This window comes from Haladaptatus sp. DYSN1, assembly GCF_029489995.1.
Lineage (GTDB): Archaea > Halobacteriota > Halobacteria > Halobacteriales > Halococcaceae > QDMS2.
In genome coordinates, this window is sequence record NZ_CP120470.1 from 2509836 (window position 1) to 2521188 (window position 11353).

At 62.9% G+C, this 11353-nt stretch carries 16 protein-coding genes and 1 tRNA gene; 11 read left to right on the plus strand and 6 right to left on the minus strand.

Features of this window, described 5'->3' with window-relative positions; translation table 11 throughout:
• Window positions 1-4: 4 nt before the first annotated feature.
• The 5 genes from P0648_RS13575 to P0648_RS13595 all read right to left on the minus strand — a co-directional run bounded on the left by P0648_RS13575 (window position 5) and on the right by P0648_RS13595 (window position 2920).
• Window positions 5-418 carry a GNAT family N-acetyltransferase gene (locus P0648_RS13575; RefSeq protein WP_277504322.1) on the minus strand — a complete coding sequence of 138 codons (414 nt, stop codon included), beginning with the start codon at window positions 416-418 and terminating at the stop codon, window positions 5-7.
• Window position 419: 1 nt separating this feature from the next.
• A complete protein-coding gene (locus tag P0648_RS13580; protein ID WP_276246731.1) occupies window positions 420-1094 on the minus strand; it encodes an HAD family hydrolase in 675 nt (224 codons plus the stop codon).
• 33 nt (window positions 1095-1127) lie between these two features.
• A complete protein-coding gene (locus P0648_RS13585) occupies window positions 1128-1613 on the minus strand; it encodes a hypothetical protein (RefSeq protein WP_277504323.1) in 486 nt (161 codons plus the stop codon).
• The gene (mch, locus tag P0648_RS13590) at window positions 1610-2542 is read right to left on the minus strand and encodes a methenyltetrahydromethanopterin cyclohydrolase (protein WP_277504325.1); all 933 of its coding nucleotides are present in this window, start codon (window positions 2540-2542) and stop codon (window positions 1610-1612) included. Before mch ends, P0648_RS13585 begins: the two co-directional genes overlap by 4 nt.
• A 66-nt stretch (window positions 2543-2608) precedes the next feature.
• Window positions 2609-2920: an MTH1187 family thiamine-binding protein gene (locus P0648_RS13595; protein WP_276246728.1), complete on the minus strand. Its 312-nt coding sequence runs from the start codon at window positions 2918-2920 to the stop codon at window positions 2609-2611.
• Window positions 2921-2998: 78 nt separating this feature from the next.
• On the opposite strand from P0648_RS13595, the gene P0648_RS13600 reads away from it, so the two are divergent.
• Together P0648_RS13600 and P0648_RS13605 are read left to right on the plus strand one after the other, a co-directional pair.
• Window positions 2999-4048: a YihY/virulence factor BrkB family protein gene (locus tag P0648_RS13600; protein WP_276246727.1), complete on the plus strand. Its 1050-nt coding sequence runs from the start codon at window positions 2999-3001 to the stop codon at window positions 4046-4048.
• Window positions 4049-4053: 5 nt separating this feature from the next.
• A complete protein-coding gene (locus P0648_RS13605) occupies window positions 4054-4995 on the plus strand; it encodes a mechanosensitive ion channel family protein (protein ID WP_276246726.1) in 942 nt (313 codons plus the stop codon).
• A gap of 431 nt (window positions 4996-5426) precedes the next feature.
• On the opposite strand, the gene P0648_RS13610 is transcribed toward P0648_RS13605, so the two are convergent.
• Window positions 5427-5497, minus strand: a tRNA-Gly gene (locus P0648_RS13610).
• A gap of 228 nt (window positions 5498-5725) precedes the next feature.
• Here P0648_RS13610 and P0648_RS13615 point away from each other — a divergent pair.
• Genes P0648_RS13615 through rpmC form a run of 9 tightly spaced genes read left to right on the plus strand, consistent with a single transcriptional unit; the run spans window position 5726 to window position 11351 of the window.
• Window positions 5726-6610 carry an RNA methyltransferase gene (locus P0648_RS13615; RefSeq protein WP_276246725.1) on the plus strand — a complete coding sequence of 295 codons (885 nt, stop codon included), beginning with the start codon at window positions 5726-5728 and terminating at the stop codon, window positions 6608-6610.
• Window positions 6611-6614: 4 nt separating this feature from the next.
• A complete protein-coding gene (locus P0648_RS13620; RefSeq protein ID WP_277504330.1) occupies window positions 6615-7628 on the plus strand; it encodes a 50S ribosomal protein L3 in 1014 nt (337 codons plus the stop codon).
• The gene (rpl4p, locus tag P0648_RS13625) at window positions 7628-8371 is read left to right on the plus strand and encodes a 50S ribosomal protein L4 (protein WP_277504333.1); all 744 of its coding nucleotides are present in this window, start codon (window positions 7628-7630) and stop codon (window positions 8369-8371) included. Before P0648_RS13620 ends, rpl4p begins: the two co-directional genes overlap by 1 nt.
• Window positions 8368-8619: a 50S ribosomal protein L23 gene (locus tag P0648_RS13630; protein WP_276246722.1), complete on the plus strand. Its 252-nt coding sequence runs from the start codon at window positions 8368-8370 to the stop codon at window positions 8617-8619. Before rpl4p ends, P0648_RS13630 begins: the two co-directional genes overlap by 4 nt.
• Before the next feature lie 2 nt (window positions 8620-8621).
• A complete protein-coding gene (locus P0648_RS13635; protein WP_276246721.1) occupies window positions 8622-9347 on the plus strand; it encodes a 50S ribosomal protein L2 in 726 nt (241 codons plus the stop codon).
• The gene (locus P0648_RS13640) at window positions 9344-9766 is read left to right on the plus strand and encodes a 30S ribosomal protein S19 (RefSeq protein ID WP_276246720.1); all 423 of its coding nucleotides are present in this window, start codon (window positions 9344-9346) and stop codon (window positions 9764-9766) included. The genes P0648_RS13635 and P0648_RS13640 overlap by 4 nt, the downstream gene beginning before the upstream one ends.
• A gap of 3 nt (window positions 9767-9769) precedes the next feature.
• A complete protein-coding gene (locus tag P0648_RS13645; protein ID WP_277504335.1) occupies window positions 9770-10231 on the plus strand; it encodes a 50S ribosomal protein L22 in 462 nt (153 codons plus the stop codon).
• Entirely contained in the window at window positions 10231-11139 is a 909-nt protein-coding gene (locus tag P0648_RS13650; RefSeq protein ID WP_276246718.1) for a 30S ribosomal protein S3, read from the plus strand. Before P0648_RS13645 ends, P0648_RS13650 begins: the two co-directional genes overlap by 1 nt.
• Complete coding sequence (gene rpmC / locus P0648_RS13655) at window positions 11139-11351, plus strand: 50S ribosomal protein L29 (RefSeq protein WP_276246717.1); 213 nt, start codon at window positions 11139-11141, stop codon at window positions 11349-11351. The genes P0648_RS13650 and rpmC overlap by 1 nt, the downstream gene beginning before the upstream one ends.
• Window positions 11352-11353: the final 2 nt, after the last annotated feature.

The window sequence follows — 11353 nt, forward strand, 5'->3', positions numbered from 1 at the left end:
GCGTCTATTCGGTTCGCCGATACATCCCCTTCGAGGCGGGGGCCGTGCGTTCGAACCCCCAGCGTTCGTAGAAGCCGTCCACGTCGGCCATGAGGTTGACGTATGCCTTCGGTGGGGCGGTTTCTTCGATGTATGCCATCAGCGCGTCCATGATTCGCGACCCGATGCCCTGCTCCTGTAACTCCGGTTGGACGGCCATATCGCAGATGTGGTAGACCGACCCGTCGTCGCCGACGATGCGTCCCATGCCGACCACTTCATCAGTCTCGTCGTGGACGGCGACGACGCCGAACACCGAGTTGGGGAGGCCTCGTTCGACCGCTTCCCGAGAGCGCGGAGCCATGTCCGCGGCTTCGCGGAGCGCGAGAAATTCGTCTACCGAGGGGAGACGTTCGCAGATGGAGACGGGTGCTGCCATCTCAGGCAGACCATGGCCTGTCGATAAGGTCGTGGAGCGTCTCGACCGTGTAATCCGGCTGGTAGTCGGTCGGTGTCGCGTCGGTGTGGTCTGGCACCCAGATTGCGCCGACGCCCGCCGCCTGCGCGCCGGGAATGTCCGCTTCGAGCGAGTTGCCGACGTGGACGGCCCGTTCCGGAGCGGAATCGAGCGCGTCTAAGGCCGTATAAAAGGGGTCGGGCGACGGTTTCGCAGGGCCGTCGTACCCGGCGTGGACGACCACGTCGAAGTGGTCGCCGATGCCGAGGCTCTCGATTTTCGGCGTCTGCATGTCCGGACTCCCGTTGGTCACGATGCCGAGGCGGTGGTCTGCCAGCGCCTCCAGGGCTTCCTGTGCGCCCGGCAGAAACACCACGTCGCCGTGGTCGCGCTCGGCGGCAAAGGCCTCCGCGACGTTTCGACCAACGTCGGCGTCGTAGCCACCGTCGGTCGCGATGGCGGCGAAGCAGTTCGCGCGCAGTTCGTCGATGGTGTCGGCTTCCGTGAACTCGTGGAAGCGAGCGAAGTAGTCCTGGACCGTGAAGAACGGGTCGATGCCGGTCGAGTCGAAGGAGTGGTCGAGAATCTCGGCCGCAGACCGTCGATAGGTACAGAGGGTGTCGTCGATATCGAAGAGAATCGTGTCGACTGCAGTCATCATTCTGTCGAACGCGCTCAACAGGTAAAAGGCTCAGGCTCGGTAGCCACCGTCCGCCCAGGAGGCGAGGTCGAGGAGGACGGCCCATTCGAGCAGTCGGCGGACGCGTTCCGCCCAGATGTCTTCCCAGGTTTCCGGGTGGCGGTGACGCTCCCAGTTCGGGACGGTGTCCTCGAAGCGGTCGAACGCCTCGAGTGGGGTGAGCACGCCGTCTGCGTCTTCGAGGAGGGTGATCAGTTCGTCCGCGCCGAAGACGCGCTCGCGGAAGGCGGCGGCGAGCGTCTCCGTGTCGTAGTCCTTGCGGACGCGGGAGAAGCCGGAGTCACCCTCCTTGGCAAGGCCGAGTGCCTGCAGGAAGGTGAGCCACTCGCGGGCCTGGTCGCGTGCTGGGACGTTCGCCTTCGCCATCATCCGCGCACAGCAGTCGTCCACCGACCCGGCGACGAGCGGTACGGCGCGGTGAGCGGTCTCGACGAAGTCAAGCGACTCCGGGGGCACGGGGACGACCTTGAACTTCACAGTTCGAAACTCTCCGCGAGCAGGTCGTCGTGAGTGTCCCCGAAGACGTGGGTCGGCCCGCCGACTACGTCAACCGTGACCTGTGCCGGGGCGAACAGCGACTCTGGAACCTCGTAGAAGTCCCAGTCCACCGATTCGAAGATTTCCGCGAAAGGCGTCCCGAACTCGTCGGTCGCGGTCGAGACAATCTCGTCGAAGCGGTCGAACTCGTCTTCGACGACGAGGTGGACCCGGCCGCCGTAGGCCAGCGCGTCGTTCGTGCGGGCGATGGCCCCCTCCTCGGACCCGGCGACGGGCGCGACCGGCGCGCTCGCGCTCACCGAGAGGATAGAGAGCGGATCGTAGCCGAGTTCAGACAGCCGGAACGCGGCGAGTTCCGCGGCACGGGCGGCGATACTGACGCTGCCGGTGATGCTCGCTGTCGAGAAAGCCGGCAGGAAGACGGCGTTGGTCGGGACGTCGGCCATCTCCGCGACCTGTTCTGCGACGGCCTCAGTCGGGAGCGTATTGGATTCGACGGCGAGGGTCGCGAAGTCGAAGTCGTCGCGGTAGCCAATCCGGCTAAACTCGTCTTCCTCTGCGACGAGCGCACGGGCGGGGCCGCTGCCGAGGCCCTCGAAGTCGTCGACGGCGAGTTCCCAGCCTGCCTTTTGCGAGCAGAGCAGGGCGAACGCCGGGTGGTCGGTAGACAGTTCGACGTGGGGCATCGGTGCGCCGGCGACCTCGTCCATCCGGGTCTGGACGGTCGCGAGGCCCGCGGTCTGTATCTCCGTGAGCAACAGGCCGGCTTCGATGCCGCCGAGCGCCTCGACGCCGAAGTCGATGACCGTCGCCTCGTTGTCGAGTTCGAACGCCTCGATCGCCAGTTCGTCGGCGAAGTCGAGCGCCTCGTCTACGAGCTCTAAGGTCATCCGATTGAGACTCTCCATGCAGACAGGTTACGACTGGCCGGATAAACCGTTTATCAGTTCGAGACTGCGGCGAGCGGCCCGCGGCTACCGGTCGCTGCGGGCGTCGTGGCCGAGTTCACGCTCTACGGCAGCGACTTTGTCGCGGGCGGACTGGGTCTTCGTCCGCTTGTCGTCTATCTTCAGGAACGTGCTCACGCGGTCGCCCGAAACCGCCTTGTGGGCCGCCTTGACGGCAGCGAACAGTTCGTCTACGTCCTCGGTTTCGATGACGGTCCCCATCGGATTCGTCTCGTATTCGACGTCGAAGTCGTCGAGGGCGGCGACGGCTTTGGCGACTTCGCTCGCCATACTTCCTTCTTTGACGGGTGCGACGCTGAGAAGTGCAACGACGGTCATAGTGACAACCCCTCGGGCAGGCGGCAAAGTCGTTGTCCTCGCCGTCGTGTTTTTCCGGGATGGTGACGTGTAGTGGATATGAACGCGCGCCTCGACCGGCCGGTCACCGTGGCCCGCGCCGTCGTCCACGAGATTCGGACGGAGAATATTACGTTTATGGCGGGCTCTATCGCCTACCACGCCTTCGTCTCCCTGCTCCCGCTCCTCTTGCTCGTCACCGCCGTCATCTCGACGGTCGGTAACCAGACGCTTCAGGACGGATTCCTGCGGTTGATGCAAGCCGTGTTGACCGAAAACGCGGGAAACATTCTCGTCGAGGAACTCCAGACCGGAGGCGCTTCGACGAGCGTTTCCATCCTCGGTCTCGTCGTGCTCATCTGGGGGACCTTGCGCATCTTCCGCGGCCTCGACACCGCCTTCTCGGACATCTACGAGACGGAGGCCGAGAACACCTTCTTTGACTCGCTCAGCGACGGTCTCATCGTCCTCGCAGCGGTGGCCGTCGCCCTGCTCGTCGGCGGGTGGGTCGAGACGAGTCTGCCAGAGTTTGGGTCACCCGCAGTTCGGTGGGTCGTCCAGCGAGGAATCCTCGTCGTCGGCCTCTCGCTCGCCTTCTTCCCCATGTTCTACATCTTCCCCGACACGGACGTCTCCGTGCGAGAAGTCTTGCCCGGCGTCACCTTTGCCGCCGTCGGCCTCGCGCTGTTCGAGACGCTGTTTCGCTTCTACACCGAGTTCCGAACCGACGGCGAAGGCGGCGTCGTCGCGGGCATCATCATCCTCCTGACGTGGCTCTACTTCAGCGGTCTCGTCATCCTCGTCGGGGCGGCAATCAACGCCGTCCTCTCGAATCGGAGCAAAGACGTGAACATCCAGCCCGTCATCGGGGGCATTGAACCACTCGCAAAACAGTCGGATATCGAACGTTCGACCCTCACCGAACGCCTCTCCGAACTGGAGGAACTCCTCGAACGCGAGGACGTAGAGGAGATTACCGTCACCGTCGATGGCGAGCAAATCACCTTCCCGCGGCCGCTCACGGTGACGACCGACACCGAACGCTCGCCGCTCCACCTCGGCGACGGAACCGTCGGCGTCGAAGTATGGTGGTCGCCGCGCGAAGATTGAGCCACGTGACAACTGGCCGGAACTACTTTACCGTCTCCGTCCTTGCCGACGGATACACGTTCATGCTACTGCAAGCAGGGTTTCCGACAGTAGGAGAATTATTCGCCGAATATACCGAACTGTTCGGGAAAGTAGCGGCGTTCATCCTCGCGTTCGTCGTCGTCTACCTCATCGGCAGATTCATCCTCGCGCCACTCGCCAACCGGGCGATGGACAGACGCGGCTTCGACGACACCATCGCGAACCTCGCGGAAAAGGTGGTCGGCGTCCTCACCCTCTTTTTCGCGCTCGCCGTGGCGTTCACAGTGGCCGGGTTCGGCGCATTCCTCGCCGCCTTCGCCACCCTCGGCGGTGCGCTCGCGCTGGCCTTCGGGTTCGCCGCACAGGACCTACTCAGCAACTTCGTCGCCGGACTGTTCATCCTGAAAGACCGGCCGTTCGAAATCGGCGACTGGATTGAGTGGGAGGGCTACGCCGGTCGCGTCCAGGACATCGACCTGCGCGTCACCCGCGTCAAGACGTTCGACAACCAGCTCATCACCGTCCCGAACGCCGACCTCGCGAACAACCCACTGATTAACCCCGTCGCCTTCGACACCCTCCGCCAGAAGTTCGTCTTCGGCATCGGCTACGAGGACGACATTAACCAGGCGACGGACATCATCATCGAAGAAGCCGAGAAAATCGAAAGCATCCTCGACGACCCCGGCACGACGGTCCGCGTCACGGAACTCGGCGACAGTGCCGTCGGTCTCCAGTCCCGATTCTGGATTAAGAACCCGAACCGCGCCGACTTCGTGAAAACGCGGTCCGAATACGTCCAGGCCGTCAAAGAACGGTTCGACGAGGAAGGCATCGACATGCCGTACCCGTACCGCCAACTCACCGGCGGCGTGACCGTGGACGGCATTCCACAGGAAGTCGCACTGGAAGCCGACGACGACTGAGGCGACTTTTTCCCGGGGTGGGGCTTTTCTTCGGCTGACGTGGCTCTTTATTGTTATCTTGACTCGCGCGAGCGAATACGCTCACGCGTGAGGGTTCGTTGGGAGGGATTTGAATTTGAAGAAGTGCGCTGACTAGGAGTGAGTGAAAGCAGCGCTTTCACGAACGTCGGCGAACTTGTTCGCCGGGAAGTGAGCAATTCCTTCGGAATTGCGAGCCTCGATGCGGCTTCTCTGCATTGGAGGTGAGCGAAAACGGAGTTTTCGCGAACATCGTAGCGGTCGCAGACCACTTCGGGATTTGAACCACGGTCGCTCCCGTTCGCTTCGCTCACCTCTCGCTCCCTGATTCAAATCACCAGTGTACCGCCTGCATCCTCGAACGAACGTGTGAGCGACGCTTGCGTCGCTCACGGTTTTGTTCTCGGTAGAAGTGCGCTGACTGGGATTTGAACCCAGGTTGTGACCATGGCAAGGTCACGTGATACCACTACACTATCAGCGCGTGCCTGTTGGGGCGTTCAACTGCATTCGAATAGAGGAGGAGGATGGAATAAAAGAGTTGCGAATCGGGTACGAAATCGTGTGAGGGCGGGGCGAACCACGGACCCCTCGAAAGTCTCACAAACGTGAGTGTCAGGCCCTCACAAGCCCACAGACGAAGCGAGGCCTTTTTAACACAGGATACGGTACAATCGGCACAGTCTAGTGTCGAGGCGCGAATGCGGACAGTATGACTGTCAGCATCCTCGTCCCCTCGTCTCTCGTCAGAGAGGCTGAGGACAAACGCGAGGCAACTCGAAAAATCGGCTACGTCGCCCGCGCGGCCACGATATTCAACGTGGACCGTGTGTCCATCTTCCCCGACGAAGCAGGGGAGAATCGATGGGGAGGCGACTTCGTCGAGACCGTGTTGCGGTACGCCGCAACGCCCCCCTACCTCCGCAAGGAGGCGTGGGGGAAACGAGACGAGTTGCAGTATGCGGGCATTCTCCCCCCGCTTCGCACCGCGACACAGACCGGCTCCGAATCAGACGATTCGGAGTCGATAAGACAGGGAATCGTGACCGAGGTCGGACCTGACGGGCGCGTTCGGGTCAATTGCGGCCTGCAACACCCGATCTCCCTCATCGTGCCTCCATCGATGGAGACGCCCGATGTGGGGGAGCGCGTGACCATCAGGATCTCTTCGCGACGTCCGGTCCGTGCGAAAATCGTCGACCAAGCCCCACCCGGGTTTGCCGTCGAACGCATGGACCTCCCAGAAGCTCTCGGCCGTGAGGACGCCGGGCTCCGAATTGCAACCTCGCGCCACGGGGAGGAACTCTCCGTGGGGCGACTCGGGGCGCTGGCCGGACGCATCCAAACAGATGGCGCGACCATCGTATTTGGGTCGCCCGATAGAGGGCTTGTGGAAATACTCGGCGTTGAGGAAGCTGAGATCGCCGCTCATCGGAGCGGGATCTGGGACACAGACGCGGCTACGCCGCGTGTCGAACCAGGCGCCCCCAGCCGGTTCGACCTTTGGCTCAATGCGATCCCGAATCAAGGTAGCAAGACCGTGCGAACGGAAGAGGCTCTGTTCGCCGTGCTTGCCTGCCTGACACTCAAAGAGTGATACGATGCCACAACCAAGCAGACCACGCAAAGGTTCGCTGGGCTACGGGCCGCGGAAACGCGCGGCCAGTGAAGTCCCGCGGTTCGGCTCATGGCCATCCGACGACGGCCAGCCCGCACTGCAGGGCTTCGCAGGTTACAAAGCCGGCATGACCCACGTGGTGATGATTAACGACGAGGCAGAATCGCCTCGCAACGGGATGGAGGAAACCGTCCCCGTCACCATCGTGGAGACGCCGCCAATGCGCGCCGTCGCGCTCCGAGCCTACGAACAAACGCCGTACGGAAAGCGTCCGCTGACGGAGGTCTGGACCGACGAGTTCCACCCGGAACTCTCCCGCGTCCTGGACGTCCCAAGCGAGCAAGATGAAAGTGCCAAAGAAGAGCTGCAGGAAGCCCTTGAGGCCGGAACGATTGCGGACCTGCGTGTCATCACGCACACGGTCCCCTCCGACATCAAGAGCATTCCGAAGAAGCGCCCCGACGTCATGGAATCCCGCATCGGCGGAGGCTCCATGGAAGAGCGCGTCGAGTACGGACTCGAGCTCATCGCCGAGGGCGGCGTCCACGAGATGTCGGACGTCTTCCGCGCCGGTGAGTACCTCGACGTTGGCGGTGTGACCAAGGGTAAGGGTACCCAGGGTCCCGTCAAGCGCTGGGGCGTCCAGAAACGCAAGGGCAAGCACGCCCGCCAGGGATGGCGGCGTCGCATCGGTAACCTCGGCCCATGGAACCCGAGCCGCGTTCGCTCGACCGTTCCACAGCAGGGTCAGATGGGGTACCACCAGCGCACCGAGCTGAACAAACGGCTCATCGCGCTCGGTGACGGCGACGATGCCAGCGTCGACGGCGGTTTCGTCGGCTACGGCGAAGTCGACGGCCCATACGCGCTCGTCAAGGGCTCGCTTCCGGGCCCGGACAAGCGCCTCCTGCGCTTCCGACCGGCCATCCGACCGAACGACCGACCGCGCCTCGACCCTGAGGTGCGCTACGTCTCCACCGCATCGAACCAAGGATAATGAAGGCAACAATTCGCAGTCTGGACGGCTCTGAGGCCGGTTCGCTTGACCTTCCCGAGGTGTTCGAGACGGAGTTCCGTCCCGACCTCATCAAGCGCGCTGTCCTCGCCGCCCAGGCAAACCGGAAACAGGACTACGGGTCCGACCCATACGCCGGGCTGAGAACGCCCGCAGAATCGATGGGGAGTGGCCGTGGCATGGCTCACGTTCCGCGCCAGAACGGCGTCGGGCGTCGCGTGCCACAGGCCGTCGGTGGTCGCCCAGCGCACCCACCGAAACCCGAGAAGGACCGCTCGCTGAGCATCAACAAGAAAGAGCGCAAACTCGCCGTCCGCAGCGCCATCGCTGCGACGACCGACAAAGAACTCGTGACCGAGCGCGGTCACAAGTTCGACGAGGATGTCGCGCTCCCACTCGTCGTCGCAGACGAGTTCGAGGACCTCGTGAAGACGAAGGAAGTCGTCTCACTCCTCGAAGCCCTCGGTGTCGACGCCGACATCGAACGCGCTGACAACCGCAAGGTTCGCGCAGGCAAAGGGAAGATGCGCGGTCGCAAGTACCGCCGTCCAAAGTCCATCCTCTTCGTCACGGCTGGTGAGCCATCGAAGGCAGCCCGCAACCTCGCCGGTGTCGACGTCGCAACCGCGGCGAACCTGTCCGCAGAGGACCTGGCACCCGGCACGCAGGCCGGCCGCCTCACCATCTGGACCGAAAGCGCGCTCGAGGAGGTCGCAAACCGATGAGCCTCATCAAGTACCCGTACGTGACGGAGAAAGCGATGAACGCCATGGACTTCGACAACAAGCTCCAGTTCATCGTCGACCTCGACGCAAGCAAAGACGAAATCAAAGAGGAGATTTCAACGCGCTTCGACGTGTCCGTCACCTCCGTCAACACGCAGGTAACCCCAGACGGCACGAAGAAGGCCACGGTGTCGCTGTCTGAGGACGACGACGCCCAGGAAGTCGCCTCTCGAATTGGGGTGTTCTAACCATGGGACGCAGAATTCTTGGTCAACGACGCGGTCGCGGCACGCCCACGTTCCGGGCCCCGTCGCACCGATACAAGGCAGAACTCTCGCACCGCAAAACCGAGGACAAAGACGTCATCTCCGGCACGGTCGTCGACATCGAACACGACCCAGCACGGAGCGCACCGGTCGCCGCCGTCGAATTCGAAGACGGCGACCAGCGTCTCATCCTCGTCGCCGAAGGCGTCGGTGTGGGCGACACCGTCCAGGTCGGCATCAGTGCCGAAATCAAGCCGGGCAACACGCTCCCGCTCGCCGAAGTCCCCGAGGGGATTCCGGTGTGCAACGTAGAGCGCCAGCCTGGTGACGGTGGCAAGTTCGCTCGCGCATCCGGCGTGAGCGCGCTGCTCATCACCCACAACCGCCAGAACGCAGTCGTCAAACTGCCAAGTGGCGAAATCAAGCGTCTGGACCCACAGTGTCGCGCCACGATTGGCGTGGTCGCTGGTGGTGGCCGGACCGAGAAACCGGTCGTCAAAGCCGGGAAGAAGTACCACAAGATGAAGGCACGCGGCTCGAAGTGGCCGCGCGTCCGTGGTGTTGCGATGAACGCCGTCGACCACCCATTCGGTGGCGGTGGCCGCCAGCACCCGGGACGACCGAAGTCCGTCTCCCGGAATGCACCACCTGGCCGCAAGGTCGGTGACATCGCCTCCAAACGCACTGGCAGAAAGCGAGGTTCCAAATGAGTTCTGACTACCGTACCGGCCGTGAGGGTGAGTTCACCTACCGCGGTCACACGCTCGACGAGCTGCAGGACATGGAGCTCGAAGAAGTTGCGGAACTGCTCCCCGCACGGATGCGGCGAAGTATCAAACGCGGCCTGTCCATCGAGCAGGAGAAGCTCATGGAGAAGGCGGCGAGCCGAGACGCGCAAGAGTCGGCCGACAACCCGATTCGAACGCACCTGCGCAACATGCCTGTCCTGCCGGCGTTCGTCGGCAAGACGTTCTCCGTCTACACGGGACAGTCGTTCGAGCGCGTGCGTATCGAGCCGGAGATGATCGGCCACTATCTGGGCGAGTTCCAGCTCACGCGCAAGTCGGTTACCCACGGACAGGCTGGTATCGGGGCAACCCGTTCCTCGAAGTTCGTGCCCCTCAAGTAAACCATGGGAATCAGCTACAGCGTGGACGCGGACCCGGACACCACGGCGAAAGCGATGCTTCGGGAGCGTCACATGAGTCACAAGCACAGCAAGGAGATTGCCCGCGAAATCAAGGGCATGACCGTCGGCGCAGCCAAAGACTACCTCGCACAGGTCGTCGAAGGCAAGCGCTCGGTGCCGTTTAAGTCCCACAATTCGGGCGTCGGCCACCGGTCGGACATCGACGGTTGGGACGCAGGTCGCTACCCAGAGAAGGCCTCGAAGGCTTTCCTCGACCTGCTCGAAAACGTCTCCGCGAACGCAAGCAACCAGGGCTTCGACGGCGACACGATGGAGATTATCCACATCGCCGCCCACAAGGTTGGCGAAGTGCCAGGCCGCAAACCGCGTGCCATGGGCCGCGCCACCTCGTGGAACACCCCACAGGTTGACGTCGAAATCATCGTCCAGGAGGTCGAGAACTGATGGCAGACGAACACCAGTTCATCGAAGACGGTCTCCAGCGCACCCAGATCGACGAGTTCTTCGGCGAAGAACTCGCTCGCGCCGGCTACGGCGGCATGGAAGTCGCCAAGACGCCAATGGGCACCCAGATCATCCTCAAGGCCGAGAAGCCCGGGATGGTCATCGGGAAAGGCGGGAAGAACATCCGAAAGGTCACCCGCCAGCTCGAAGACCGCTTCAACTTAGAAGACCCACAGATCGACGTCCAGGAAGTCGAAGAACCTGACCTGAACGCGCAGATCGTCGCAGACCGCCTCGCCAACGCGCTCGAACGCGGCTGGTACTTCCGGAAAGCCGGTCACACGACCATCGACCGCATCATGGACGCCGGCGCACTCGGCGCCGAAATCGTCCTGTCCGGAAAGGTCACCGGCGCACGCTCGCGCGTGGAGAAGTTCAACCGTGGCTACATCAAGCACAACGGTGAACCCGCCGAGGCCATCGTCGACGAGGGTCAGGCAACCGCAGTCATGAAGCTCGGGACCATCGGCGTGACGGTGAAAATCATCCCGCCAGAGGCCCAGCTGCCTGACGACTTCGAAATCTACGACGACGTCGACGTCGAAGACGCGCCGGAAGTCGAAACCGACGACGAGGGTGTCGAGGACCTGCTCGCCGAGTCCGACGAGGATGAGGAAGCGGAACCCGAAGACGAAGCCGAGACGCCTGCGGAGGCCGCAGAGGTCGCCGAGGAAGAAATCGTCGAAGAGAACGTCGAGCACGAAGAAGGCAAAGCCCCAACCTCGCCAGACGGTGAGGAGGCAGCCGCCGAAGACGAAGAAGAACTCGACGAAGCCGTCGAGGAGGAAGCAGAGGAACTGCTCTCCGAGATGGAAGCCGACGACGAAGACGAGGAGGATGAAGCATAATGGCAATCCTCTACACAGACGAGATTCGCGACATGACGCCCGCAGAGCGCGAGGCGGAACTCGAAGAACTCGAAACCGAACTGCTGAACGACCGCGCGATTCAGGCCGCCGGTGGCGCGCCTGAGAACCCCGGTCGAACTTCAGAACTTCGCCGAACGATCGCCCGAATCAAGACGATTCAGGCGGAAGAAGGCGACTTCGACGAGGAATAACG